Below are 26,241 nucleotides of genomic sequence, written 5' to 3' on the forward strand. Positions count from 1 at the left end.
GAAGTTCAGCAACGATGAGGTCTTTGATTTGGGTGATGCGTTCTGTGGTAGACTTCATTTGGGAGTCCTTTGGTGAGAGATAGATGATGCGTTTATCTCTGTTATACCAGAGGACTCCTTTTCTACAACATTTGAGTGCTCCCCAATGGGAGTGTCAGGTGTTCCGGTGTCAGGTTGCGGTGGAGGTGGACAATGCGTGTGTGGCGCAAAGGGTTGCTGCTGGGCGTGTGCCTTGTTTTGCTGCTGGCGGTGAAAGCAGCCAGCGCGCAAAGCGAGGGGGTGGTGCTGGTGTTGCGCCTGAAGGGGCCGCTGACGCCGGTCATGGTGCAATATCTGGAACGCGGCCTGGCAACGGCGCAGCAACAGCATGATGCGCTGGTGGTGTTGGAACTCGATACCCCCGGCGGCGGCATCACCTTGATGGAGAAGATGGTGCAGGATATCCGCAACAGCCCGGTGCCAGTGGTGGTGTATGTGGCGCCGCGCGGAGCAATGGCGGGCAGCGCCGGCGCGCTGGTGACGCTGGCCGGGCATTGGGCGGCTATGGCACCGGAAACCGCCATTGGCGCGGCCAGCCCTGTGGGGCCGCAGGGTGGCGATTTGGGCAAGACGATGGAAGCCAAGGTCAAGGCTATTTTGGAAGCCCTGGCGCGTTCCCTCGCGGCACGCCGCGGCCCGAAGGCGGTGCAGGCGGCGGAAAAGATGGTCGGTGAGGCTCAGGCGCTCTCGGCAGAGGAAGCCCATCGCGTTGGGCTGGTGGATTTCCTCGCGCCTTCGTTGGATGACCTGTTGCATCAAATGGCCGGGCAAAGCACCACAACCGTGGCGGGCGAAGTGACCCTGCCCCCTTCGCTGGAAGCCGTGCCTTTGCCGCCGACCATTGGCGAATCCTTTTTTCACACCCTCACCGACCCCAATATCGTGTTCATCTTGCTGGGGCTGGGGGTACAGGCGCTGCTGATCGCCCTCTGGCATCCTGCCAACTGGCCGGCGTGGTTTGTGGGAGTGGCGTCGCTGCTGCTGGCGGCTTATGGCCTCAGCCTGCTGCCGGTAAACTGGGTTGGGCTGGCCTTCTTGCTGCTCTCGTTTGCCATGTTTGCGTTGGACGTCAAAGCGCACACCCACGGCGCGTTGACAGCCGCGGGGTTGGCGGCGTTCATCTTTGGCGCGCTGACGCTCTTCAACACGCCCGCGGCATTGCCGGGGCAGCGGGTTTCCGTGCCGTTGGTGGTAGGCAGTGGGCTGGCGGTGGCGGTGGTTTCCATGGGGGTGGTTGCACTGGCGTTGCGGGCGCAGCAACGCCCCGTGCAGACGGGGGAAGCGCGGGTGCGCACGCTGGTAGGCAAAATCGGGGAAGCCCGCACGGCCATCACCCCGCGACAGAGCGGCACGGTGCAGGTGGGCGGGGAATTGTGGACGGCGGTGCTGGCCCCGGGGGCGACGGCGGTGGCTTCCGGCGATCTGGTGGAAGTGGTGGAAGTGCGCGGCGTGCATCTGGTGGTGCGGCCTGTGTCCGGAGACGCAACCCCTGTGGTAGAATGACGCCACCTCCTGAAAACCTTCTGTGTGAGGAGCCATCCTATGCCCGTCACCCCCACCCGCGACCGCGTCAACCCTGCCGTGGTGGATACCACCCCCAAGCGCCGCCCGCCGTGGCTCAAGGTCAAAGCCCCCGTGGGCGAAACCGTGGCCGAAATTCGCCACCTGATGCGAGGGCACGCGCTGCACACGGTTTGCGAAGAGGCCATGTGCCCCAACCTCGGCGAATGCTGGGGCGCGGGCACGGCCACTTTCCTGCTGTTAGGCGATGTGTGCACCCGCACGTGCGGCTTTTGCGATGTCAAGCATGGCAAGCCCCTGCCGCTGGACTGGATGGAAGCCGAGCGCGTCGCCCAGGCGGTGAAAACGATGAACCTGCGCCACGCGGTCATCACCAGCGTGACCCGCGACGACCGCCGCGACGGCGGCGCACCCATTTTCGCGATGGTCATCCGCCGCATCCGCGAACTGCTCCCCGGCTGCTCGGTGGAGGTGCTCATTCCCGATTTCAAGGGGCGCATCGAAGCCCTGCGCATCGTGATGGAAGCCCGCCCGGAAATCCTCAACCACAATGTGGAAACCGTGAAGCGGCTTTTCAAGGCCGTTCAGCCGCAGGATAACTACGCCTGGGCGCGCTCTACTCTGGTCAACGCCAAGCGCCTCGACCCCGAAGTGCTCACCAAGTCGGGCATCATGGTGGGGCTGGGCGAAACCATGGACGAGGTGAAGGAAACCATGCGCGACCTGCGTTCCTGGGGTGTGGACATCCTCACCATCGGCCAATATCTCCAGCCCAGCCGCAAGCACCTGCCCATTGACCGCTATTACACCCCCGAAGAATTCGACGAACTGAAAGCCTACGGGCTGGAAATCGGCTTCAAGTGGGTGGAAAGCGGCCCGTTGGTGCGTTCCTCGTACCACGCCGCCGAGCAGGTGCGGGCGTTGAGCATTGTGCACCGCCAGTTGTACGGCCATGCCTGATTCCCACCGCAAGCGCACCGCTACCCGCACCTTTGGCGCCGGAAGCCGGGAAGGCCACGACGCCTCGGCTTTTTATGCCCGCCGCCTCTATGCCACGGCGGGCGTGCCCGCACCGCTGCCGCTGAAAGCACTGCGCGCCCTCCCCGTGACGCCTTCCTCCGCGTGGGAAGACCGCCAAAACCGGGTTTATTGCCATTCCGCCGAAGCCATGCCCGAAATTCCCGACAACGCGGTGGGGCTGGCGTTCACCTCTCCGCCTTACAACGTTGGCAAAGATTACGACGACGACTTGGGGCTGGAAGAGTACCTGGCGCTCATCGGGCGGGTGGCGCGGGAAGTCTGGCGGGTGCTGGTGCCCGGCGGGCGCTATGTGGTCAACATTGCCAATCTGGGGCGCACGCCCTACATTCCCCTCACCGCGCTGTTCTGGCAGGTGCATCTGGAAGTCGGCTTCCTGCCGATGGGCGAAATCATCTGGCAGAAGGCCGAAGGCGCGGGGAACAGTTGCGCGTGGGGTTCCTGGCAGAGCGCCAAAGCGCCCCGCCTGCGCGATGTGCACGAATATCTGCTGGTGATGGCGAAACTCTCGCCCACCCGCCCCGACAAGGGCGAATCGGACATTAGCCGCGACGAATTTCTGGAAGCCACCACCTCGGTGTGGCGCATTCCGCCGGAATCGGCGCGGCGGGTGGGGCATCCTGCGCCGTTCCCCGTGGCGCTGGCCGAGCGGGTGGTGCGGCTGTATGCCTTCGTGGACGATGTGGTGCTCGATCCCTTCGCCGGCTCCGGCAGCACGTTGGTGGCGGCAGCCCGCCACGGGCGGCGGTGGGTGGGCTACGATGTGGTGCCCGAATACTGCCGCCTGGCCTCACAACGCCTTGCTAACCTGATCCCTAATCCCTAATCCCCTAATTTTCCCATGCCCTCCATCGACACCCCCACCCGCGCCGCCCGCCTGGGCGAACCTTCGTATGTCTGGCGTGCCGGGCAGCAGCGCCGCCTGGAAATGATTTTACGCTGGGCCGCAGGCCGCGAGCGCGGCCGCGTGCTGGAAAACGGCTGTGGTGTGGGCATGTACGTGGAAAAACTGGCCGAACACGGCGGTACGGTCGTCGGGCTGGAATACGACTTCCCCCGCGCGCGAGAGGCCCGCACCCGCAACCCGCACATCGTCAACGCTGCCGGTGAGGCGCTGCCCTTCCTCGCGGCGACCTTTGACCTGATTTTGAGCCATGAGGTCATCGAGCACGTCGCCGACGACGCCGCCGCGGTGCGCGAGATGGTGCGCGCCCTCAAACCCGGCGGGCGGCTGGTGCTGTTTTGCCCCAATCGCGGCTATCCCTTTGAAACCCACGGCATCTACTGGCGGGGGCGCTACCATTTCGGCAACAAGCCTTTCGTCAATTACCTGCCACGCCCCTGGCGCGACAAACTCGCGCCCCACGTGCGCATCTACACCCGCCGCGATCTGGAACGGCTTTTCGAGGGCTTGCCCGTGCGTTTCGTCCACCGCACCGTGATTTTCGGCGCATACGACAACATCATCGCCCGCTTCCCGCGCGCCGGGCGGCTGTTGCGCGGCTTCCTGCAGGCGCTGGAACGCACCCCGCTGCGCTGGTTTGGGCTTTCCCACTTTTGGGTGGTGGAGCGAATTGGCGGCTGAAAACTTGCCAATTCGCCTGCAGGTCGGTATAATCAAGGCGCATGTGGGCGGTTAGCTCAGTTGGTTAGAGCGTCGCGTTGACATCGCGAAGGTCGTAGGTTCAAGTCCTATACCGCCCACCTGTCTTGCGACGACCGGCCCCGCGAGGGGCCGTTGGTACACACAGGCGCGATGACCGGGACGAGTAGCCGGGTTCCCGCCGCCAGAGAGGGCAGGCCAGCGGCTGAAAGCCTGCCTCGGCAACGGCTCGGCGAACACCCCCCGCGAGCGCGACCCCGAACGCCCTTCCGGGCCAGTAAGGGAAGCGGTTGGGCCCCGTTATCGGCCTCCAGAGATGGCTTCGGTAGTTGCGGCTTTCGAGGCCAAACTGGGTGGAACCGCGTGAGCGGCACGCTCTCGCCCCAGACGGGCGGGAGCGTTTTTTGTTAATAGCGAATCAGGAATGAGGAATTGCGCCACCGCCCAGACTATCCAACAATTTGACTATCCGACCCCCCGGAGGCTCCCCATGGTCGAAAAACCCAAACTCCCTGAGAACTACCCCGAATCGGAACTTTACCGTATTCGCCATTCCGCAGCGCACATCATGGCCCAGGCCGTGCTGGAATACTTCCCCGAAGCCAAAATTGCCATCGGCCCGCCCATCGAGGACGGCTTTTACTACGACTTCGACCTGCCGCGCCCCATCACCCAGGACGACCTGGAGAAAATCGAAGCCCGCATGAAGGAAATCATCAAGGGCAAGCACGACTTCGTGCGGCGGGAAGTCACCCCCGAAGAGGCGCGGGAACTTTTCAAAGACCAGCCCTACAAACTGGAACTCATCGACGACATCCTCAGCCGCGGCACCGACGAATACGGCGAACCGCTGCCCGAAGGGCAAAAGCCCACCCTCAGCATTTACCAGCACGATACCTTCATCGACCTCTGCCGCGGGCCGCATGTCAAAAACAGCGCCGAAATCAACCCCAAAGCCGTCAAACTGATGTCCATCGCGGGTGCATACTGGCGGGGCGACGAGAACAAGCCCATGCTCACCCGCATTTACGGCACCGCGTGGAAAACCCCCAAGGAACTGCGCCAGTACCTCCAATGGCGCGAAGAGGCCAAAAAGCGCGATCACCGCGTGCTGGGCAAGGAACTTGGCCTGTTTTACTTCGCCCCCGACGAAATCGGCCCCGGCATTCCCATGTTCACCCCCAAGGGCGAGATCGTGCGCCACTTGCTGGAAACCTTTGTCCGGGAAGTGCAGACCCGCTACGGCTTCCAGCACGTGTGGACGGGCAATATCGTCAAGGAAGACCTGTACGCCAAATCCGGCCACCTGCAGAACTACGCGGACGTCATGTTCCCGGTCATGGAAGACAAAAACAGCGGTGAGCGCTTCCGCCTGAAGCCGATGAACTGCCCCAGCCACATGACCCTCTACAAGAAGATGGGCAAGCATTCCTACCGCGAACTGCCCCTGCGCTTTTCGGAATTCGCCACCGTCTACCGCTACGAAAAGAAGGGCGAACTCCACGGCCTGACCCGCGTGCGCTCGCTGACCCAAGACGACTGCCACATCTTCTGCACGCCCGACCAAATCCAGAGCGAATTTGCGATGCTGCTGGAACTCATCCAGGAAATTTTGGGGCGCTTCGGCCTGACCGACTACCAGGTGCGGCTTTCCCTGCGCGGGGAAGGCGGCAAATACGTGAACGATCCTGAAAAATGGGATAAAGCCGAAGCGGCGTTGCGCGCTGCCCTCGACGCCAGCGGCCTGGATTATGTGGAAGCCACCGGCGAGGCGGCCTTCTACGGCCCCAAGGCCGACTTCATCGCCCAGGACACCCTCGGCCGCGAGTGGCAACTTTCCACCATCCAGGTAGATTTCATCCAGCCAGCCCGCCTGGGCCTGACCTACATCGGCCCCGACGGCGAGGAACACACGCCCGTGGTGCTGCACCGCGCCATCATGGGCAGCACCGAGCGCTTCATGGGCGTGCTCATCGAGCACTACGCGGGCGCGTTCCCCGTGTGGCTGGCACCGGTGCAGGCCGTGCTCATTCCCATTGCCGACCGCCACGTGCCCTACTGCCAGAAAGTGGCGCAGGAACTGCGCCTCGCCGGCCTGCGGGTGGAAGTGGACGACAGCAGCGCCCGCATGAACGCCAAAATCCGCACCGCGCAGAAGCAAAAAGTGCCCTACATGCTGGTGGTCGGCGACAAAGAGGTGGAAGCCAAACACGTCGCCGTGCGCCTGCGTTCCGGCGAGAACCTCGGCCCCATGCCTGTCGCCGCGTTCCTGGAAAAAGCCCAGGCCGACATTGCCGAAGGCATCTAAATTCGTGCACGCCTCAAAGCCCCGCCTGCGCCCTGAGCGGAAGGGCGAGCGTAGCGAGCACTGAAGCCGAAGGGCATTGTTGAGTACTGCGCTTCGACTTCGCGCCCTACGGGCGCTCCGCTCAGCGCATGTGGACTACCTGACTACCCGACCATCTGACTATCATGTGGTCTACCTTCACCCTCAAAATTCACACCCCCGGCCGCGGCCTGCACGACATCACCGCCGCGGTGGCCGAAAAGGTCGCGGCCAGCGGGGTACAAACCGGCATGTGCTTCCTGTTTGTGCCGCATACCAGCGCGTCGCTGGTGCTCAACGAAAACTGGGACCCCACCGCCCGCGCCGACCTGGAAGGCGCCTTTGACCGCCTGGTGCCCGACGGCCAGTCCTGGTTTCGGCACACCCTGGAAGGCGTGGACGACATGCCCGCGCACATCCGCGCCGCGCTCACGCTGCCGAGCGTCGCGATTCCCATTGGGGAAGGCCAACTCATGCTGGGCACGTGGCAGGGCATCTACCTCTTCGAGCACCGCACGCGGCCCCACCGGCGGCGGGTGCTGGTGTGGATTCTGGCATAATGCAAAAACGCCGCCCTTCGGTTCAGTTGGGCGGCGTTGCTTTTTGGGGGCGCGACGTGGGGCGCTCAGAGCAACCCTTGCAGCCACACGGCCAGCGCCGCGGCGACCATCCCCAGGCCGGTGCCGCTGAGCACGTCCAGGGGGTAATGGACGCCTAAGGCAATGCGCCCGAAGGAAACCAGTGTGGCAAGGCCGACCAGCGCCCAGCCCCACGTCGGCGGCAGCAGCCGCGCCACGGTAAAAGCCAGCAGCCACACCCGCAGCGCATCGCCGCTGGGGAAGGAGGGGTCGCTGGGGGGGCGGGGTTGCCCCATCTGGGCTTCCTGGGGCATGGCCTGAAAGGGACGGGGGCGGTTGATGCGCCCTTTGAGCATCCGTTCCAGCAGAACGATGACCCCGTAGGCCAGCAGGATGGCCGCGCCTTCTTGCCAGCGGGCCAGCACGGCCACCAGCCCTGCCGCGGCCACGATGCCTTCCAGCGTGCCCAGCACCCAGAGCACGCGGAAGAAGGGCAATGCGCGTCGTAGCGGGCGGTGCAGTGCCAGAAAAAGCCGCCGATCGAAGCGCTCGATAGCGGGCAGGCGGTGGCTCAGGCCAAGGGCGAAAAGGATGCTGCCGGTGACCAGCAGGGTTAGCGGAGTAAGAATGTTCATTGGGGGACTTCCGGCAACAGATGGGGCCATACGGGGTAGAACATCAACCATTGCAACGGGCGCTGACGGATGTAGCGTTCCACCACGTTGAGCACCCGTTGGGCATTTTCACGGATGTCGGCGCGGCGGTTGCCGCTTTCCTGCATGGGGATGGGCTCCGAAAGGGTGACGTGGTAATGCCCTTCGGCATCCATGCGCGCTGCAACAACGCGCACGGGCACGTGCGCGTCCATCGCCAGGCGGACGTGGCCCGTAGGCAGGGGGGCGGGCTCGCCGAAAAAGGTCAGCACGGCTTTTTTGCCGGGCACCGGGCGGTCCACGCCGGTCACCACCACGCCGCCCTGTTTCAGCCGTTCTACTGCCTGGATGAGTGCGCGGGGGCTGATGGGGGTAATATCCACGCCGGGGGTGGCACGGATGCGGTTTTGCCACAGGTAGCCGCTGGTGGGGGTCGCGATGGCCAAAATCTGGGCGCGCACCCCCGCGATGCCCACGGCTTTGATGGCCAGGTCGAAGTTGCTCAGATGCGGCCCGACGACGACATACCCCGCACGGTTGGCCTGGCTCTCTTCTACCGCTTGCCAGACGCTTTCATCCAGCGTCACCATTTGCCGGATGGCCTCGGTGTCGTGCATGTGGCGGTAGAGGTCGTATTGGCAGCGTCCGGCATGGCGCAGCACTTCGCGGGTGGCCTCGCTGAGTTGTTCTGCGTTCCAGGTTTTGCCATGCACCACCCACTGGTTCAGCCGGATGGCCTGAATGAGCCGTGAACGTTTGAACAGTGTCAGGAAATCGGCCAGGCCGCGCGCGACCCGGTAGCCCAGCGGGGGATTCAGACTGCGCGCCAAAGCCAAGGCAAAGGCGACACCGTAGCGGCTGGTGGTGAGGTCTTGGACATCCATGAGTTCCTCGGTGATGGCTGGCGTCTTCCCTGGGCGTCGGCCCCGTGATCACGCGGGGAACGCAGACGGCTTAGCGGGTTTTGGCCGGAGGGGGATTTTTGAGTAAGTCGTAGCTTTCCACAAGCACCGGAATGCCCCGCAGCAGGCACCAGATCACCGCAAGCCATGTCAGCACCAGCGCGATGGTGTGCACGGTGGGGTGGAAGGCGGGATACGGCGCGCCTGGGGTGTGAAAGGCCAGGTCGAGGGTCAGCGCCGTGAAGGCTGCCCCCTTCAGGAAGCCGTAACTGCTGCGCATGAAGCGCGAAGCCACCAGAAAACGGCTAATGGGTGATTTGACTTGCTCGAAGGGGGGCAATCCGTTGCTCATGCCCACCGCCCGCATGGCATCCACCGTGGTGCCCCGAGTGATCACGATGAGCGGCACCACGATGGAAATCAGCCCTAAATGGGCAAAGACCACCCACAAAATGATTTCCAGCGTGCGGTCGGTGGCAATATCTAAGGCGCTTCCTAACAGGCTGGTTTCGCCCCGCGCCCGGGCGACGATGCCGTCGATGCTGTCCATTGCAATGATGACAATGATGAACAGCGCACTCCAGAAGCGCAGGGAGAAGCCGCCATAGTACAGAAATGCGACGTAAAGAAAGAGGAGAGGAAAACGGGCTAAAGTGATGAGATTGGCCATGTTGCCTACCCAAAAAGAGTGTGCCGTTAGTTTAGCATCTTCTGGAGGGAATGGCAAGGGCGCGAAAACCTTGCCAAATTGCGGGGGGATGAGTATAATCGCCGTTGCCTGTCGGGGCGTGGCGCAGTCCGGCTAGCGCGCTTCAATGGGGTTGAAGAGGTCCCGAGTTCAAATCTCGGCGCCCCGACCAGCAGCCCGCAATACTTCATTGCGGGCTTTTTCTCATTTATAATAACCCCCACCCGACTCCCTGACTATCCGACTATCCGACTATCCGACTCCCCTCCCATGTCCCTCACCCAACTCCCTTTTGACCTCCCCGGCACGTTTTTCCGCAGCCCGATGCCCTTTTCCGCCTACGACCCCGACGGCGATCTCTGGCGGGCGTACCGGCGCGTGGGCGTGGAGGGCGTGGTGGTGCTCACGCCTACCGAAGAAGCCCTCGCCCGCACGGCCTGCGACCTGCCGACGTTCTACCGCCGTCACGGCCTGGAAGTGCTGCATTTCCCCATCCCCGACCTGGAAGCCCCGGCTCCTGCCGCGTTGCATTGGGCTGCCGAGCAGGCCCTGGCCTGGCTGCGCAGCGGCCGCACGGTGGCCGCGCACTGCTTTGTGGGGCATGGCCGCACCGGCTTGCTTGCAGCCTGCATGGCCCGCTTGCGCTGGGGGTGGGATGCCGAGCGCGCTCGCAATTGGCTGCGTCAATACATCCCCGGGGCGGTGGAAACCGAAGGCCAGTTCGCCGCGCTGAAAATGTGCGCCGAAACCGCCCCCCGCCCCCCTGCGCCGCCGCCGGAAATTCCTCGCTGGCTGGCGTGGGCGCGGCAAATTCAGGCCGAAGCGCAAACCGGCCTGCACTACGCCGAAAACCCCTACCAGCAGGAGCGCTTCCGGCACCTGATGGCGCTGGCTGAGGAAATCACCCGCGCGGCCGGGCATTTGCCGCCGGAGCCGGTGCATGAACTCTACACCCGCCCCGAAGGCTATGCCACCCCGCGGGTGGATGTGCGGGCGGCGGTCTTTGACGCGGAGGGGCGTATTTTGCTCGTGCGGGATGCTTCCGATGGGCGCTGGTGCCTGCCCGGCGGCTGGGCCGACGTGGGCGATACGCCTTCTGGCGCGGCCGAGCGAGAAGTGCTGGAAGAGGCCGGTTTCCAGGTGAAAGCCCGCCGCCTCATCGGCGTGTACGATGCCAACCGGGTGCCCGGCAAACTGCACCTCTACCACGCTTTCAAGGTGGCTTTCCTGTGCGATTTGCTGGAAGGCGAAGCCCGCCCCAGCATTGAGACCACCGAGGTGGCTTTTTTCGCCTACGACGACCTGCCGACCGACCTTTCGCCCTACCGCACCCCCCGCCGCTTGCTGGAAGACGCCTTTGCCGCCGCTCGCGCCGACCATTGGGAAACCGTGTTTGATTAACCGCCGATGATGCGGATTTCACAGAAAAAACTGCGCCCATCTGCGAAACCTGTGGTTGCTTTTTTGGAGGCTCCTATGCTTATCACCAACACCACCCTTGTGACCTGGGACGACCAACGCTGCATCCTCCCCGACCATGCGTTGCTCGTTCGCGATGGTGTGATTGCCGAAATCGGCCCTACCGACGTTCTGGAAGCCCGTTACCCCGCGGAAGAACGGCTCGATGCCCGCGGCCAGTGGGCTTTCCCCGGCCAGATTGTAGCGCACACCCATTTTTATGGCGCCTTTGCCCGGGGCATGGCCATCCCCGGCCCTGCGCCTAAGGTGTTCCCCGAAATTTTGCAGCGCCTCTGGTGGCCTTTGGACCAGGCGCTGGACGAGGAAGCCGTGCGGCTTTCTGCCGAGGTGATGCTGGTGGACGCCATCCGCAACGGCGCGACCACCCTTTTTGACCACCACGCCTCGCCCAATGCCCTTGCCGGCTCGCTGGATGTGATCGCCGAGGCCGTGCGCCGCGCCGGCGTGCGCGCCGTGCTGGCTTACGAGGTGACCGACCGCTACGGCAAAGCCAGCGCGCGTGAAAGCATTGCCGAAAACGTCCGCTTTGCTGAGGCCGTGAAGCAGGAAAGCGACTACAACACCCCCACACAGCGCTTGGCGGCCACTTTTGGCTTGCACGCCAGCCTCAGTTTGGACGACGACACCCTGGAGGCGGCCCGCGAAGCCTGCCCGCCCGATGTGGGCTTCCACATCCATGTGGCCGAACACGAATCCGACGAAGATGACAGCCTTGCCCGCACCGGCCTGCGGGTGGTCGACCGGCTGGCAAAGCACGGTATCTTAGGCGAGCGCACCATTGTGGCGCACGCCGTGCATGTGGATGCCCGCGAAATGGCGCTGCTGGCCGAAAGCGGTACCTGGGTGACGCATCAGCCGCGTTCCAACATGAACAACGCGGTAGGCACGGCGCGGGTGGAAGAAATGCTGCGCATGGGCATCCGCGTGGGGCTGGGCACCGACGGCTTCCCCAGCGCGATGTGGGAAGAAGCCCGCTTTGCCTATTTCGTGCATAAACTGGCACACCGCGACCCCCGCCGGATGGATGGCAACACGGTGATGCGCCTGCTGGTGGAAAACAACCGCGCCCTCGCCAACCTCTACTTCCCCGTGGCGCGGCTGGGCGTACTGGAACCCGGCGCGGCGGCGGATATCATCCTGGCCGATTTCCACCCCCACACGCCCGTAACCCCCGACAATTTGCCCTGGCACCTGATTTTTGGCGCTTACGAGCGCATGATTACCACGACCATCGTGGCGGGGGAGGTGCTGATGCGTGAGCGGGAACTGCTCACCCTTGACGAAGCCCGCATCGCTGCCGAAGCCCGCGCCAAAGCGCCGCAGGTGTGGGAAGCCTATCAGCGCGTGCTGGGCGCAGCGTAGCAGGCGCTTGTGAGTTGGGCCGAGCGTTGGCAAAAACTTGGCAAAAACTGTGCCGCGGGGGTATAATTCTTGTGCGTCCGCGGTTTGCTGAGGCTGAGGTCTTTCTCAGGAGTGCTTTCCATGGCGATGTGGCATAGTGTTTGACCCCTTTCAGGTTGTCAACCCGACTCGGCCGCGTGTGGACGCAGCCGAGTTTTTTATGCCCTCCCATGGCAGGCAAAATTCACGACAGAAGGGAGGTGAGACCTTTGCCCGTCAGCGTAGTGTTACGCCCCAACGAGACATCCGAGCAACTTCTGCGCCGGTTCCGCAAGCAGGTTGCGAAGAGCGGCATTCTGAGCGCCGTGCGTCGGAAGCGCTGGTATGTCTCCAAGAGTGAATTGAATCGGATGCAGAAGAAAAAGGCAATTCGGCGAATGCGGCGGCGCTTGCGTAAGATTCAGGAGCGCCAAAAGGGCCGCTAAGCCCCACTTTTCGGAGGTGTTGTTCGATGGCAGAGGAAAAAATTGAAGTGGAAGGCACAGTGATTGAGGCCCTCCCCGGCACGCAGTTCAAAGTGCGGCTGGATAACGGCCATGAGATCCTGGCCTACCTTTCCGGCAAGATGCGGAAGTATTACATTCGCATTCTGCTGGGCGACCGGGTGCGGGTGGAAATGTCCCCTTACGACCTGAGCCGTGGACGCATTACCTACCGCTACAAGCGTTCCCGCCCGCAGCAGAACGCCGCGTAACACCTCCGAAGTGTGTGCGTGGGGGTGCCTGCCGCTTTTTTGCGTGCAGCCCCCGTGCCTTGATATGTGAAACAGCCCCGGCGGTTCGCCCCAGGGCTGTTTTGCTTCCTTTGACCTTGCGAGGAAACCCGTATGGAAGACCTTGCCCGCCTGGCCCAACGCTGGCTGCATTGGCGTCTGACACCTGCTCAGCAGGCTGCTTTTGACCGCTACCTGCAGGAACTGCTGGCATGGAACCGGCGTTTCAACCTGACGGCCATTCGGGAACCCGAGCAGATTGTCGTCAAGCACTTTTTGGATTCTCTCAGTGTGCTCACCGTGACAGGCTGCCTCGATGGCAAGCGTGTCGTCGATGTGGGCACTGGTGCGGGCTTCCCTGGGCTGGCGCTGAAAATTGCCTGCCCCGACATGCGCCTGACCCTGGTGGAATCGGTGGGTAAGAAGGCCGAGTTTTGCCGTCATGTGGTGGATGCGCTGGGGCTGGAGGGGGTGGAGGTCATCACCGGGCGGGCTGAAGAGGTGGGGCGGCAGCCGAGTCACCGGGAATCTTACGATTGGGCAGTGGCGCGGGCCGTGGCCCGGTTGCCAATTTTGGCCGAATATTTACTGCCGCTGGTGCGGCTGGAAGGCGCCATGCTCGCGCAAAAAGGGGAAACCGGCCCGGCGGAAGTTCAGGCAGCCCGCCACGCCTTTGCCGTGTTGGGCGGCGATCTGGAACGGGTGCAGCCGCTAACGCTGCCGGGCATCACCGAAACGCGCTATTTGATTGTCGTGCGCAAGCGCGCTGCCACCCCGGCGGGCTACCCGCGGCGGGTGGGGGTGCCGGCCAAACGGCCGTTGTGAAGCGATGGCCTGCGCCGCCGCTGGACAAACTGCCCGCCCTTCGTTATAATCTGCCCACATTCAAGAAAGCGAAGCCCAGCGCGGGGCCAAGTAGCCGTGGGCGCTGTGCAGCGAGCCGCCGGATGGTGCGAGGCGGTCGGCGCAGCGGCGAAATCCACCCCGCCGGTGGCAACACCGGGGCATCCCCGGAGGGGCGGCGGTGGCCGCCGTAAGGGGTATCGGGTTGCGCCCGTTACAGCGCCCAGAGGCAGCCGCAGCGCGGCTGTGAATGCAGGTGGCACCACGAGCGCCCCCCTCGTCCTGCGCGCGGGGGGCGCTTTGCCATTCGCCAGGAGGTGTGAAATGCTGGACATTCGTCTGTTCCGCGAAGACCCCGAAGTGGTGCGCGAGGCGCTGCGCAAACGCCAGATGCGCCCGGCTATTGTTGACGAAGTGCTCGCCCTCGATGCCGAGCGCCGCGCCCTCATCCAGAAAAGCGAAGCCTTGAAGGCCGAGCGCAATCGGGTTTCCAAAGAAATCGGCCGCGCCAAAGACCCCGCCGCGCGCGAAGAGAAAATTGCCGCCATGCGGCAGGTGCGCGCTGAGATTGCTTCCCTCGACGAAGCCCTGCGAGAAAAAGAGGCGCAACTGCATCATTTGCTGGCGACTATTCCCAACATCCCCGACGCGCGGGTGCCGGAAGGCCGCGATGAGAGCGAGAACGTCGTGCTCCGGCAGGTGGGCGAGGTGCCGCAGATGGATTTCGAGCCCCGCCCTCACTGGGAACTTGGCCCGCAACTGGGCATCATGGATTTCGAGCGCGGCGTCAAACTGAGCGGAAGCCGCTTTTACATCCTCAAAGGGGCTGGCGCTCAACTGGAACGCGCCCTGATTGCCTGGATGCTTGACCTCCACCGCCGCCAGGGCTACACCGAAATCTACCCGCCGTTCATGGTCAAGGAAGCCGTGGTTTTTGCTTCGGGGCAGTTGCCCAAATTCCGTGACAACCTCTACCACGATGCCGAAGAGGATTTCTGGTGGGTGCCGACGGCCGAGGTGCCGCTGACCGGCATGCACATAGGCGAGATTTTCGAGGAAGACGACCTGCCGCGCTACTATACCGCCTACACGCCCTGCTTCCGGCGGGAAAAGATGAGCGCCGGCCGCGACGTGCGCGGTATCAAGCGCGGGCACCAGTTCGACAAGGTCGAGATGTATATCTACACCCGTCCGGAGGAATCGGATAAGGCGCTGGAAAAAATGCTTGCTGATGCCGAAGCCACCCTGGCCGAACTGGGGCTGACCTATCGGGTGGTGCAACTTTGCACCGGCGATCTGGGCTTTGCAGCCCGCATCACTTACGACCTGGAAGTTTGGGCGCCCGGCAGCGGCGAATGGCTGGAGGTTTCCTCGGTTTCCAACGTCGGCGATTTCCAGGCGCGCCGGGCCAACATTCGCTATCGTCCGCAGGGCAGCAAGAAGCCCCGCTTCCTGCACACCCTCAACGGTTCGGGGTTGGGCCTGCCGCGCACCATGATTGCGGTGCTGGAGAACTACCAGCAGGCCGATGGCAGCGTGGTGGTGCCGGAAGTGTTGCGGCCTTACATGGGGGGGCTGGAAGTCATCCGACCGGCGTAACCGGTGCGAGGAGACGCGATGAACTGGCTGGGCCTGACGCTTCGCATAGCCACGCTAATCGTCATGTTGGTGGGGCTGTTTGGGCTGGTGGTGCCGATTTTCCCTGGCATTGTGGTCATCTGGCTGGCGGCGTTGGGCTATGGCCTGGCTGCCGGTTTTGGCGGCGGCGGGGTGTGGGTGTTTGCAGCCCTGACCGTGCTGATGCTGGTGGGCGTGGTCATTGACAACATCTTGATGGCTCGCGGGGCGCATGTGGGTGGGGCGGCATGGTATAGCATTGCCCTGGCCCTGGCTGGGGGGCTGGCGGGCACCTATTTCTTCCCACCGTTGGGTGGGCTGGTTGCTGCCCCGCTGGTGTTGCTGGGGGTGGAATACTTGCGCCAGCGCGACCATCGCGCCGCCTGGGAAGCCACCCGCGGCTATCTTTGGGGCTGTGGCTGGGCTTTTGTGGTGCGCTTTGGCCTGGGCGTGGTGATGATTGCCCTGTGGGCTGCTTTTTGGGCATGGTAGCCGCTCGCGAGGGGGCTGCGCGGGCGCTCTTGTTGCATGGGTCTCTGCATCGTTATTGGAAGGAGGTTGCTTCGTGCTGTTCGTTGTGATTGCATTAGGGCTGACTTATGGCTTTTTGAACGGTTTTCACGATAGTCCGAACATCGCGGCACCGTTGATTTCCACGCGGGCCTTGCGCCCTCGCACCACTTTGCTTTGGGTGGCTGTGGGTGAGTTCCTGGGGCCGTTGGTTTTTGGTTCGGCGGTGGCGAAAGCCATCGGCGCCGATATGTTCTATGGGGAGGCCATTACCCTGACCATTCTGGCGGCTGCTTTGATCGGCGCTAACGTTTGGAATCTCATCACCTGGTGGTTTGGGATTCCCTCTTCCTCTTCCCACGCGCTGGTGGGAGGGCTGTTGGGGGCGGCGGTGATCGCCCGCGGTGTGGGCGTGATTCGCTGGCCGGGGTTGACGCGCGTGTTGATTGCGCTTTTTAGTTCGCCTTTTTTGGGCTTTTTCGCGGGCTATATCGTCACCAAGTTCAACTTCGTCACCTTCCGGAATGCCTCGCCGCGCATGGGTGAAGTCTTCCGGCGTGGCCAGTTGTTGACGGCCATTGGGCTGGCGATGAGCCACGGCGCCAACGATTCGCAGAAAACCATGGGGGTGCTCACGCTGGCATTGGTGGTGAGCGGCCAGATTCCGCATTTTGCGGTGCCGTTTTGGGTAGTGTTGTTGTCGGCCATTGTGATGGGGGTGGGTGCGAGTTTGGGGGGCTGGCGGCTTATTTTGACGCTGGGGGGGCGCGTGTTCCGCATTCGGCCGATTCACGGTTTCAGTTCCCAGGTTGCCAGCGCCGTGGTCATTGGTGGGGCTTCCTTGTTGGGCGGCCCTGTGAGCACCACCCACGTGATGACCTCGGCGCTCATGGGCTCAGGGGCAGCCGAGCGCATCAACAAGGTGCGCTGGCAAATTGCCGGTGATATGGTTTATGCCTGGATTCTCACCATTCCGATTAGTGGCCTGGTGGCGGCCGGGTTTTATTTGTTGCTGCACGCCATAGGATTGTAAGATGCCAACCTATCTCATCCATTACAGTAGTGAAATTGGCCTCAAAGGGCACAACCGCCGCGATTTCATCAATCAGTTGCGCCGCAACATTCGTCGGCAGCACCCGGCGGTGACTTCGGTAGAACACCTGATGGGGCGGCTGGTGGCTGAAAGCCCCCAGGCGGAAGATTTCGGCGATGTGTTTGGCGTGGCATGGTGGGCGGAAGTCACCGTCGTGGCTGCTGAAGTGGAAGCCATGACCGCCGCGGCGGTGGCCGAAGCCCGGCGGCAGGCCGCCCCGGGGAAGACGTTTGCCATCCGCGCCCGCCGTGCCGAAAAGCGTTTCCCGCTGAACTCGCAGGAGATCGGCCGCGTGGTGGGCGCTGCGGTGGCCGAGGCCACGGGCATGGGGGTGAACCTGGATGCCCCTGATGTGGAGGTGTTTGTGGAAGTCGCGCCGGGGGCGGTTTTCGTTTTTGCCGGGCGGCACCCTGGCCCCAGTGGGTTCCCGGTGGGCGTGAGCGGCAAACTTGTGGGGCTGTATTCGGGCGGCATCGATTCGGTGCTCGCGGCCTACCTGATGGCGCGGCGCGGTGCCCGGTTGTCGTTGGTGCACTTCCATGTTTTCGAAGAGGCCGAGGAAGCCCATGTGCAGAAGGTGGGGCAACTGGCCGCGCGGTTGGGAGGCTACATTCCCGGCCTGAAGGTGCATTATTTGCCCTACCGCCCCTATCACTGGCGGGCTGCCGATTTGCCGCAAAAGTATCAGCCTTATCGGGTGGTGACGTTCCGCCGGTTCATGGCCCGCGCGGCGGCGGCCATTGCCCGGCGGGAAGGCGGCCAGGCGGTTTTCAGCGGCGATAGCCTGGGGCAGGTGGCTTCCCAAACGCTGGAAAACATGCTGGCCGTCAACGCTGCACTGGAAGGCTTCCCGATTTTTCGCCCGCTGCTGGCGTGGAGCAAGCAAGAGATTATCGACCTGGGCGAGCGGCTGGATTTTTACGACCTGGCCAAGCAGCCTTACCGCGATGGCTGCGCTTTGCTGGCGCGCAAGCCCGCGACGCGCGCCAATTTGCAGCGCGTGGCCGAGATGGAAGCCTTGCTGGATATCCCCTCGTTGCTGGAAGAGACCCTGGCGCAGGACGAGGTGCGTGTCTATGGCGCATGAGGCGAGGTGGCTGGCATGAAACGATGGCATTTCTTGCTGGGGTTGGCCGTCAGCGCGGGGTTCCTTTACCTTGCCCTGAAGGGGATGCGGCTGGCCGAGTTTTGGTCGGCGTTGCGCCACGCCAATTACTGGTGGCTGCTGCCGGGCATTGCGGTGTACTTTTTGGCCGTGGTGGTGCGGGCGTGGCGCTGGCATTACCTGGTGCGTCCCATCAAGTCGGTGCCGGTACGGACGATGTTCCGCCTGGTGGCCATCGGCTATATGGGCAACAACATCTACCCCGCACGTGCGGGCGAGGTGCTGCGGGCGGTGCTGCTCAAGCGGCACGAGGGGGTGCCGGTTTCGGCTTCGCTGAGCACCATTTTGGTCGAGCGCGTGTACGATGGCGTGGTGATGCTGGCGTTTGTCTTTCTCAACCTGCCGGAACTTACCCGCCTGACGGCTGATTCCGGCTTTGTAGGCAGTATTCAGAACCTTGCCATTGGCGGGGCGGTGGCCTTTTTGGGGGCGCTGCTGGCTTTTTTGCTGGCGGCGATGTTCCCGCAGCGGGCCGAGGCGGTGCTGGTGTGGGGTGTGCGCTGGGTGCCTGAGCGCTTTCGCGAGCGTGTGTTGAGCGTGGGGCGCAAATTCCTTTCCGGTCTCGAGGCGCTGCGCTCGCCCCAGGAAGCCCTGATGGTGTTCCTTACCTCGCTGGTCATCTGGCTGCTGGAAACCGGCAAATACTGGCTGGTGATGCACGCTTTCCCTTTCCATGTCAGTTTCTTTGCGCTTATGCTGATGAACGGTGTGGTCAACCTGGCGACCACCCTGCCTTCGGCCCCCGGTTATGTGGGCACTTTCGATACCCCCGGCATTGCCGTGCTGATGGCCTATGGGGTGGAAAAAGGCCTCGCGGCGGGGTATACTTTGGTGCTGCACGGCGCGTTGTGGCTACCGATTACCCTGCTGGGCGCTTATTACCTCGCCCAGGAAGGCATCAAGCCTGCACAGGTCGAGGCCCTGCGGGAAGACGAAGCAACGAACTAACGAAGCAACGAACCATACCTCCTCCGCTGGAGTTTTCCCTTGTTTGAACTCACTTTTTTAGGCACATCGGCTTCGGCGCCCTCGGTGCATCGCGGGCTTTCGGCGCACATCATTCAACACAACGAGCACCGCTTTTTGCTCGATTGCGGCGAGGGCACCCAGCGGCAGATTCTGCGCGCCGGGGTGGGCTTCAAGCGCCTCAACCGCATTTTGATCACCCACGGCCACCTGGACCATATCCTGGGGCTGGGGGGGCTGCTCTCCACTTTCATGCGCTGGGAGGCCATCGAGCGGCTGGAGATCTACGCCGGGGCGTGGGCGCTGGAACGCATCCGCATCTTGTTGTATGACGTGGTCTTGGGGGGGCATCGCCCACCCATGGAACTGGCGCTCATTCCTGTGACGCCGGGCGTGATTTTTGAGGCCGACGATTTCACGATAACGGCCTTCCCGGTGTGGCACCGTGGGCCAGATTGCTACGGCTATCGCTTTGAAGAGAAGAGCCGCCGCCCCTTTTTGCCCGAAAAGGCCGAGGCGCTGGGGGTGCCGCCGGGGCCGTGGCGCCGCGACCTGGTGGAAGGCCGCCCCGCGCGGCTGCCCGATGGACGCGTGATTCAGCCCGATGCCGTGCTTGGCCCCCCGCGCCGCGGGGTGCGTTACGTTCACATTGGCGATGTGGGGCGCACCGACGAACTGGTGGAAACCTGCCGGGGCGCGGATGCGCTGGTCATTGAAGCGACTTACCTGGAAGAGGAAGCCGACATGGCGCGACGGTTTGCCCACCTCACGGCGCGGCAGGCGGCGGAACTGGCAGCCCGCGCTGAGGTGGGGCAACTGATTCTCACTCATCTTTCCCGCCGCTATCGCGAACAAGACGTCCTGCGGGAAGCGCGCCAGGTCTTCCCCAACACCTTCGTGGCGCGTGATTTCGACCACTTTCAGATCCGCCGTGGCGAAGTGTTGCTGGAACGCCCGCCACGGCGCTGACGCCTTCCCCGAAAAGTTTGGTAAAATTCACCCCATCGCCTGCGGGCGGTGAACGACGACCCTCGCTTTGGAGGTGTGCATGAACGTCACCATTGGCCTGGCTTTTGTGGCCGGGTTGGCTTCTTTCCTCTCGCCTTGTGTGCTGCCCCTGGTGCCTGCTTACATCAGTTACCTCAGCGGGCGTGCTTTGGCCGAAACCACCGCCGGCAAGCAGCGTGGCAAGGCTTTGATGCACGGGTTGGCTTTCGTGTTGGGGTTTAGCCTGGTCTTTATTTCGTTGGGGGTGGCAACCTCGGCGTTGGGCGGTCTGCTTTACAGCGTGCGCGAGTGGCTGGCAAGAATCGGCGGCGTAATTGTGGTCATTTTCGGCATTCACATGACCGGTATCGTGCGCATTCCGTTTCTGGAATACGACATCCGCCCCGACGCGGAGATCGACAGCAAAGGATTGCTTTCCTCGGCATTGATGGGGATTTTCTTCTCTGCTGGCTGGAGCCCGTGCGTTGGGCCGGTGCTGGGCGCGATTTTGACCATTGCGCTCAACGGCGGTTCCATTGCCCAGGGGGCCGTGCTGCTGACGGCTTACTCTGCCGGGCTGGCGGTGCCTTTCCTGCTGGCGGCCCTCAGCATCGACTGGGTGACGGTGATTTTGCAGAAATACAGCCGTCTCAGCCGCATTGTGGAAATTTTGATGGGCATCACGCTCATCATCGTGGGCGCGATGCTGACGCTTGGCGTGTTCTCTTACATCGCCCGGTTGGGTAATCTCTTCAACTTAGGATTGTAGTCATGGCTCGAAAAAAATACACGAAGTCCCGAAAACGTGCCAGCACCACCTCGCCGGAAACCGCCCTGCTGCGTGGGGCTTTGCTGATTGTGGGGTTGTTTCTGGCTGTGTGGGGCGGCAGCATGTTGCTCAAGGGGAACAGCAGCGGCTCGGAGCGGGCTTCTGCTCCTGTGGTAGGGGCCAACGCCCCCTCGTTCGCGGCGGAAACCCTGGACGGCAAAATCGTGCACCTGCAAGATTTTCGCGGTAAGCCCGTGGTGCTCAACTTCTGGGCGACCTGGTGCCCGCCGTGCCGTGCCGAGATGCCCATGCTGCAGCAATATTACGTCAAGCACCAGAACGATTATGTCATGCTGGCCGTCAACGATGCCGAACCAGCCAGCCAGGTAGCCGATTTCATCAAGCAAAAAGGCTTTACCTTCACGGTGTTGCTTGACCCTCAGCAAGCGTTGGTGCAGATGTACCGCATTCAGGGTTTCCCGACCACCTTTTTCATTGACAAAGACGGGGTGATCCGTTACATGCACGTCGGCATGTTGCAGGAAGGCGACCTGCGGGCCGGCTTGCAGAGCATTGGCGTGACGCCATGATCACCGTGGTACTTTACACTCGCCCGGAAGACGAGGGTGTTGAGGCGCTTCGCAGCCTGCTGGAAGATTTGCAAGGCGAAGTGCCTCATCGCGTGGTCACGGTCGATGTTTCCCAAAACGTCGGCCTGGCCGAAAAACTGGCCGGGCGCACCCCCATGCTACGCATTGGGCCTTATACCCTGGATGGCGACCTTAACCGCACCCGCATTTTGATCGCCCTGCGAGCGGCGGCCAAAGGCCAGGCCGAAGGACGGCAAATGGCCCCGCGTCGCGTCAACGCCACCGAGCGGTTTATCTACTGGTTTAGCAAGCATTGGCTGCTGGTGTTCAACCTGCTGGTTGGGTTGTATGTCGGTTTGCCGTTTCTCGCACCAACTTTGATGGAGGCGGGGTTGACCACCCCTGCCAAAGCCATTTACACCGTTTATGGTGCAACCTGTCACCAGTTGGCTTTCCGCTCGTGGTTTCTTTTTGGCGAACAGCCTGCCTACCCGCGTGCCGCGGCGCACGTGCCCGGTCTGGAGCCTTACGGCGAGGCTACTGGCCTGAACCCTAACGACCTTTGGCAGGCGCGGCGGTTTATCGGCAACCGCACGGTGGGATTCAAAGTTGCCATTTGTGAACGCGATATTGCCATCTACGGCGCGATCTTGCTCTTTGGCCTGCTCTATGGCCTCACCCGCCGCCGCATTCCGCCGCTGCCCTGGTATCTCTGGCTGTTGCTGGGGTGGCTTCCCATTGGGCTGGATGGCTTCAGTCAGTTGTTGAGCCAGATGCCGCATTCTTTCCTGCCCTATCGCGAGAGCACGCCCTTGCTGCGCACCATTACCGGCTTTTTGTTTGGCTTTACAACGGCTTGGTTTGGTTATCCCCTGGTCGAAGAGAGCATGCGGCAGAACGTTAAAGCGTTGGAAGCCCGCTTTCACATCTCGCGCGCCGTCTACGGTGAAGACCGCCGCAATGCCTGACTGGCCGACTCGCCGACTACCCGACTACCTGACTATCTGACTCTCCCCCATGCCTTTCACTGAACATCAAGGCTTGCGTTACTACACTTTTAGCAATCTGGCCCGCCACGGTGTGGTGCATGGCGTGTTTACCCGCCGCGGCGGGGCCAGCCCTGCGCCATGGACTTCCCTCAACATGGGTTCGACCGTGGGCGACGATTGGGGGCGGGTGCAATACAACATTTGGCGAGCGTTTGAGGCCCTGGAACTTTCGGTTGCCAGCCGTTTCGATGCCTGGCTGGTGCATGGCCGGGAAGCCGTGGTGGCGCAGGCCCCCCGGTCGGTGACGGCCCCCGAGCCGCCGCCGAAGGCCGACATCATCCTCACCAACCGCCCCGAAGTCACCTTAGTAATGCGCTACGGCGACTGTGTGCCTGTTTTGCTCTACGATCCGCGCCATCAGGCCATTGGGCTGGCGCACGCGGGGTGGCGGGGCACGGTGTTGGGGGCTGCGGCCGCGGCGGTGGGAGCCATGCAGGAAGCCTTCGGCAGCCGCCCTGCCGATTTGCTGGCGGCCATTGGCCCGGCCATCGGCCCTGACCATTACGAAGTGGGCGACGAGGTGGTGGCGCAGGTGCGGGAAGCCTTCGGCGAAGCAGCCGGCCGTCTGCTGCCCCGCTATGGCGACCGCTTTCACCTGGATTTATGGGAGGCCAACCGCCTGCAACTCTTGCGCGCCGGTGTGCCTGCCGAACAAATTGAGGTGGCGGCGCTGTGCACGGCTTGCCATCTGGATGATTGGTATTCTCACCGCGCCGAGCATGGCCGCACGGGGCGGTTTGGGGCTTTGCTGGCGCTGCCGCGCACGATGGAGGCTTCCTGATGGACGATCTGGCTGCCCGTCGTGCCCAACTGGAGGCGCTGCGGGAACGCATTGCTGTGTGTCGTGCCTGTTTAGAGGCGGGCTATTGGGTGCACCCCCGCCCGATTTATTCCGGCCATGTGGGGGCGCGCATCATGGTCATTGGCCAGGCCCCCGGCATCACCGAAGTGGAAGCCGGGCGGCCGTTCAACGCGGGCAGCGGCTCGCGCCTCTTCCGCTGGCTGGCCGACGCGGGCATCGAGGAAACCTGGTTCCGCCGCACGCAATACATGACCTCGGTCACCAAGTGTTATCCTGGCCGCGCCAAATCGGGCAGTGGTGACCGCGCCCCAAGCCGCAAAGAGCAGATGCTCTGCCGCCCTTTCCTGGAAGCCGAAATCGCCCTGGTGGACCCCGAACTGATTTTGCCTGTGGGGCGGTTGGCAATCAATATGTTTTACCCCCAAAAGGCCAGGCTGAGCGAAATCATTGGCACCGAAAAGCAGGTTGAGGGGCGTTGGGTGGTGCCGCTGCCGCACCCCTCCGGGGCCAGCCGCTGGCATCAGAGCGAAGCCAACCGTGCCCTGGTGCGGCAGGCGGTGGCGCGCATTGCGGCCCACATGGCACGCATGTTCCCCGACGGCATCGGTGGGATAAAAGAGGAATAGGGGCTGCTGGCAGCGTTGGCAGTGAGGGGTGGTACAATAAGGCCATTGGAAGGAGGTGCACCATGCCCGAAGAACCGTTCTCTGCCCCGCAGAATACCTCTGAAGCCCCGGAAACGCCCGCTCCCGCTGCCGGAGCGACGCCTTCGCCCGCGGTAGCAACCCCGCCTGCCGCAGAAACCAACCCCGAAGCGGGGGCTGCCCCTGCTTCGGCTCCTGAACTGCCCCCCGCGGCGGAAGGCCAGCCCGCTGAGCCACCTCAGTCTAAGCCGCCCAGCAAGGCCAGGCGTTTCTTGCGCCGCCTTTGGCGCTGGACGCTTGTGGTTTTGGTGGTGTTTGGGCTTGGTTTCGTGGCGGCGACTTGGCGATTGTATGTGCCCGCGCGAAACGCAGCACGTCAGGCCCAGGCCCAGGCCCAGCAGGCCGCGCAGCAGGTCCAGGATCTCCAGACGCAGTTACAACAGGTGCAATCCCAGCGCGATGCGCTGCAGGAAGAAGTGGAAAGCGCCCAACAAGCGAGCGACCGGGCGATGCTGGAAGCCGCCTTATCGGATGCGCTGGCTGAGGCGTATGCCGTGCGCCTGGCGTTGAAAGACGAAGATGCTACGGGGGCCAGCCTGCACGCCGAGGCGTTGGGGCGAGCCTTGCAGGCGTTGCAGCAAAAGACCCCTACTGCTCACCGCGACCTGGTAGCCCAGATGCAGAAGCAGGCGGCCGATATTCAGGCCAATTTGGATTCCCCCGGCTACGCCGACCGCCAGTTGCGGGCGCTGATTCAGCATTTGCAGGCGCTCAAAGAGGTGGTTTTGTCGCCATAGCGCCTGGCTGGCTTGGATGGTAGAATCATGCCCATGACCGCTTACCGCCGGTTGTGGGCTTTTGTGTTGTTGGCGCTCTCGTTGGCGGTGTTGAGAGGGCTGGCTGTGCCGCAGTGGGTTGCCGAGGCGCGCCCCCCTTTGCCAACCCCGCGCCCCTACGTGGATTGCCGCACTGTGCCGGAGAACGCACCGCCGCCGACATGGCAGGCGCGATTGGATGCAGTGGCGCGGACGTACATTGCTCCTGATCAGCCTGCTGCCGAGGCCGTGGCGCGCCGGTTGGGGTTCACACGCTTCCCCTCGCCTTCCAATATGTGCGGCCCCCTTTCGCTGGCTATTCTGCGGGGGGCAGGGCTGGTGCCGCCGCAAACACCGCTTTCCCGCTTCTGGCTGCTCAACCCGCGTACCGACTGGAGCACTATCCGCAAAGTGTTGCCCCCCGAGCGCTTTTGTCACACCCGCTTCACCCAACCGCTGGACAAGGTGGATTTCCGGGCTTTCCCCCTGCAGCCGGGCGATTTGCTCTACCTCTACGCCGGGCCGGGCGACACTTTCGAGCACATTTTAGTGGTCAGCCGGGTGGACGCGGCCGGGCGGGTGTATGCCGTCACCAACCTCAACCTGAAAGCCCAGGGTTACTATGTGGTGCGGGAAGTGATGCTTTACGACCCTCAGCACCCCGGCGAGGGGCAGTTTTATCAATGGACGGACCGCAAGTATGCGGCTACCATTGGCGTGACCGGCCGGGGGGGGGTTGAACTCTGGCGGCCGTTGTGGGCGACTTTCCCTCTACCCAGCGAGCCGTTTGCCCAGGGGCGCCATTTCTGGCCGTGGTGGGGGCGGCGAGGGCTGGCAGCGCGATAGCGGTGGTTCATTTCTCGGAAGGCGGCGGGAAGGCGGCAATTGCGCCGAGGGCGGTGACAGCCTGCGCACCAGCACGGTTGCCCGCTGCCGCGGCTTCTTTGGGGAAAGCCCCGCCCAGCGCGGCAGCGATGTAGCCCGCGGCGAAGGCATCGCCCGCGCCGGTGGTGTCGACCACGCGCGGCGCAGGGGGTGCAGGCACCACACCGCGGAAGTCGGCGCTGTGCACGTAGCAGCCCGCCGCGCCGAGTTTGACCAGCACCGTGGCGGCGCCTTTCGCCGCGAGGGCGGCGGTGATGGCCTCCGGTTCACTTTCGCCGGTGATGCGGCGGCCTTCGTGGGCGTTGCAGAAAAAGGCGTCGAGGTGGGGCAGCAGTGGCCAGAGAGGGGCGGGGTTTGCCATCGCGGGCGAAGTGACCACATCCAGCGACGTACGCAGGCCGCGGGCGGCTTCCAGCACCGGGGCAAGGTCGGGCGTGAGCAGGCCGGGGAGCACGAAATAGCCGCCAATGTGCAGCCAGCGCGCCCCCGCAGCGGCGTAATCGGCGGGGCGGAGGCGGTTGGGGGTGAGGTGGGCGTTCGCACCGGAAGTGTGGATGAAGCGCGGC

The 26,241-nt window shown here is 63.4% G+C and carries 28 protein-coding genes and 2 tRNA genes; 26 read left to right on the forward strand and 4 right to left on the reverse strand.

Going from position 1 to position 26,241, the window contains the following annotated elements:
• Positions 1-192 precede the first annotated feature (192 nt).
• The 7 genes from ENJ54_05020 (at position 193) to ENJ54_05050 (ending at position 7,087) form a co-directional block, all read left to right on the forward strand.
• The gene (locus ENJ54_05020) at positions 193-1,542 is read left to right on the forward strand and encodes a nodulation protein NfeD (protein HFC09199.1); all 1,350 of its coding nucleotides are present in this window, start codon (positions 193-195) and stop codon (positions 1,540-1,542) included.
• 39 nt (positions 1,543-1,581) lie between these two features.
• A complete protein-coding gene (gene lipA, locus ENJ54_05025) occupies positions 1,582-2,520 on the forward strand; it encodes a lipoyl synthase (protein HFC09200.1) in 939 nt (312 codons plus the stop codon).
• Positions 2,513-3,424, forward strand: a complete 912-nt coding sequence (locus ENJ54_05030; GenBank protein HFC09201.1) for a site-specific DNA-methyltransferase — start codon at positions 2,513-2,515, stop codon at positions 3,422-3,424. The genes lipA and ENJ54_05030 overlap by 8 nt, the downstream gene beginning before the upstream one ends.
• A gap of 15 nt (positions 3,425-3,439) precedes the next feature.
• Complete coding sequence (locus ENJ54_05035) at positions 3,440-4,183, forward strand: class I SAM-dependent methyltransferase (GenBank protein ID HFC09202.1); 744 nt, start codon at positions 3,440-3,442, stop codon at positions 4,181-4,183.
• 45 nt (positions 4,184-4,228) lie between these two features.
• Positions 4,229-4,305, forward strand: a tRNA-Val gene (locus tag ENJ54_05040).
• A gap of 386 nt (positions 4,306-4,691) precedes the next feature.
• Positions 4,692-6,509, forward strand: a complete 1,818-nt coding sequence (locus tag ENJ54_05045; GenBank protein ID HFC09203.1) for a threonine--tRNA ligase — start codon at positions 4,692-4,694, stop codon at positions 6,507-6,509.
• Positions 6,510-6,673: 164 nt separating this feature from the next.
• Positions 6,674-7,087, forward strand: coding sequence for a YjbQ family protein (locus tag ENJ54_05050; GenBank protein ID HFC09204.1), 414 nt, complete (start codon positions 6,674-6,676; stop codon positions 7,085-7,087).
• Between the two features lie 65 nt (positions 7,088-7,152).
• Here the strand turns inward: ENJ54_05050 and ENJ54_05055 are convergent, their stop codons facing one another.
• From ENJ54_05055 to ENJ54_05065, 3 genes are all read right to left on the reverse strand, one after another.
• The gene (locus ENJ54_05055) at positions 7,153-7,791 is read right to left on the reverse strand and encodes a phosphatase PAP2 family protein (GenBank protein HFC09205.1); all 639 of its coding nucleotides are present in this window, start codon (positions 7,789-7,791) and stop codon (positions 7,153-7,155) included.
• Positions 7,737-8,642, reverse strand: coding sequence for a hypothetical protein (locus ENJ54_05060; GenBank protein ID HFC09206.1), 906 nt, complete (start codon positions 8,640-8,642; stop codon positions 7,737-7,739). Before ENJ54_05060 ends, ENJ54_05055 begins: the two co-directional genes overlap by 55 nt.
• Positions 8,643-8,712: 70 nt before the next feature.
• The gene (locus tag ENJ54_05065) at positions 8,713-9,330 is read right to left on the reverse strand and encodes a CDP-alcohol phosphatidyltransferase family protein (GenBank protein ID HFC09207.1); all 618 of its coding nucleotides are present in this window, start codon (positions 9,328-9,330) and stop codon (positions 8,713-8,715) included.
• Between the two features lie 112 nt (positions 9,331-9,442).
• On the opposite strand from ENJ54_05065, the gene ENJ54_05070 reads away from it, so the two are divergent.
• The 19 genes from ENJ54_05070 (at position 9,443) to ENJ54_05160 (ending at position 25,636) form a co-directional block, all read left to right on the forward strand.
• A tRNA-Pro gene (locus ENJ54_05070) sits at positions 9,443-9,520 on the forward strand.
• Positions 9,521-9,618: 98 nt separating this feature from the next.
• Entirely contained in the window at positions 9,619-10,749 is a 1,131-nt protein-coding gene (locus tag ENJ54_05075) for an NUDIX domain-containing protein (GenBank protein ID HFC09208.1), read from the forward strand.
• A 75-nt stretch (positions 10,750-10,824) separates the two neighbouring features.
• The gene (gene ssnA, locus ENJ54_05080; protein ID HFC09209.1) at positions 10,825-12,189 is read left to right on the forward strand and encodes a putative aminohydrolase SsnA; all 1,365 of its coding nucleotides are present in this window, start codon (positions 10,825-10,827) and stop codon (positions 12,187-12,189) included.
• Between the two features lie 209 nt (positions 12,190-12,398).
• Entirely contained in the window at positions 12,399-12,653 is a 255-nt protein-coding gene (gene rpsU / locus ENJ54_05085; GenBank protein ID HFC09210.1) for a 30S ribosomal protein S21, read from the forward strand.
• Between the two features lie 26 nt (positions 12,654-12,679).
• Positions 12,680-12,922 (forward strand): translation initiation factor IF-1, encoded by a 243-nt coding sequence (locus tag ENJ54_05090; protein ID HFC09211.1) that lies wholly within the window; start codon positions 12,680-12,682, stop codon positions 12,920-12,922.
• A gap of 132 nt (positions 12,923-13,054) precedes the next feature.
• The gene (gene rsmG, locus ENJ54_05095; GenBank protein HFC09212.1) at positions 13,055-13,765 is read left to right on the forward strand and encodes a 16S rRNA (guanine(527)-N(7))-methyltransferase RsmG; all 711 of its coding nucleotides are present in this window, start codon (positions 13,055-13,057) and stop codon (positions 13,763-13,765) included.
• 342 nt (positions 13,766-14,107) lie between these two features.
• Positions 14,108-15,382: a serine--tRNA ligase gene (locus ENJ54_05100; protein HFC09213.1), complete on the forward strand. Its 1,275-nt coding sequence runs from the start codon at positions 14,108-14,110 to the stop codon at positions 15,380-15,382.
• Between the two features lie 18 nt (positions 15,383-15,400).
• A complete protein-coding gene (locus ENJ54_05105; GenBank protein ID HFC09214.1) occupies positions 15,401-15,892 on the forward strand; it encodes a DUF456 domain-containing protein in 492 nt (163 codons plus the stop codon).
• Positions 15,861-16,943 (forward strand): inorganic phosphate transporter, encoded by a 1,083-nt coding sequence (locus tag ENJ54_05110; protein ID HFC09215.1) that lies wholly within the window; start codon positions 15,861-15,863, stop codon positions 16,941-16,943. Before ENJ54_05105 ends, ENJ54_05110 begins: the two co-directional genes overlap by 32 nt.
• Before the next feature lies 1 nt (position 16,944).
• Positions 16,945-18,090, forward strand: coding sequence for a tRNA 4-thiouridine(8) synthase ThiI (locus ENJ54_05115; protein ID HFC09216.1), 1,146 nt, complete (start codon positions 16,945-16,947; stop codon positions 18,088-18,090).
• A gap of 15 nt (positions 18,091-18,105) precedes the next feature.
• Positions 18,106-19,116, forward strand: coding sequence for a flippase-like domain-containing protein (locus ENJ54_05120; GenBank protein HFC09217.1), 1,011 nt, complete (start codon positions 18,106-18,108; stop codon positions 19,114-19,116).
• Between the two features lie 39 nt (positions 19,117-19,155).
• Positions 19,156-20,103: a ribonuclease Z gene (locus tag ENJ54_05125; protein HFC09218.1), complete on the forward strand. Its 948-nt coding sequence runs from the start codon at positions 19,156-19,158 to the stop codon at positions 20,101-20,103.
• Between the two features lie 79 nt (positions 20,104-20,182).
• Positions 20,183-20,890, forward strand: a complete 708-nt coding sequence (locus ENJ54_05130) for a cytochrome c biogenesis protein CcdA (GenBank protein HFC09219.1) — start codon at positions 20,183-20,185, stop codon at positions 20,888-20,890.
• A 2-nt stretch (positions 20,891-20,892) separates the two neighbouring features.
• On the forward strand, positions 20,893-21,480 hold the full coding sequence (locus ENJ54_05135) for a TlpA family protein disulfide reductase (GenBank protein ID HFC09220.1): 588 nt from the start codon (positions 20,893-20,895) through the stop codon (positions 21,478-21,480).
• The gene (locus ENJ54_05140; protein HFC09221.1) at positions 21,477-22,448 is read left to right on the forward strand and encodes a DUF2085 domain-containing protein; all 972 of its coding nucleotides are present in this window, start codon (positions 21,477-21,479) and stop codon (positions 22,446-22,448) included. The genes ENJ54_05135 and ENJ54_05140 overlap by 4 nt, the downstream gene beginning before the upstream one ends.
• A gap of 49 nt (positions 22,449-22,497) precedes the next feature.
• Positions 22,498-23,310, forward strand: coding sequence for a peptidoglycan editing factor PgeF (gene pgeF / locus ENJ54_05145; GenBank protein ID HFC09222.1), 813 nt, complete (start codon positions 22,498-22,500; stop codon positions 23,308-23,310).
• Complete coding sequence (locus ENJ54_05150) at positions 23,310-23,957, forward strand: uracil-DNA glycosylase (protein HFC09223.1); 648 nt, start codon at positions 23,310-23,312, stop codon at positions 23,955-23,957. The genes pgeF and ENJ54_05150 overlap by 1 nt, the downstream gene beginning before the upstream one ends.
• 62 nt (positions 23,958-24,019) lie before the next feature.
• Positions 24,020-24,772 carry a hypothetical protein gene (locus tag ENJ54_05155; protein HFC09224.1) on the forward strand — a complete coding sequence of 251 codons (753 nt, stop codon included), beginning with the start codon at positions 24,020-24,022 and terminating at the stop codon, positions 24,770-24,772.
• 33 nt (positions 24,773-24,805) lie between these two features.
• Positions 24,806-25,636: a hypothetical protein gene (locus tag ENJ54_05160; GenBank protein ID HFC09225.1), complete on the forward strand. Its 831-nt coding sequence runs from the start codon at positions 24,806-24,808 to the stop codon at positions 25,634-25,636.
• Positions 25,637-25,643: 7 nt separating this feature from the next.
• Here the strand turns inward: ENJ54_05160 and ENJ54_05165 are convergent.
• The coding region (locus ENJ54_05165) for a carbohydrate kinase family protein (protein ID HFC09226.1) at positions 25,644-26,241 on the reverse strand (598 nt) is incomplete at its 5' end.

The sequence above is a fragment of the Chloroflexota bacterium genome (assembly GCA_011322445.1).
Taxonomy (GTDB): domain Bacteria; phylum Chloroflexota; class Anaerolineae; order Anaerolineales; family DRMV01; genus DRMV01.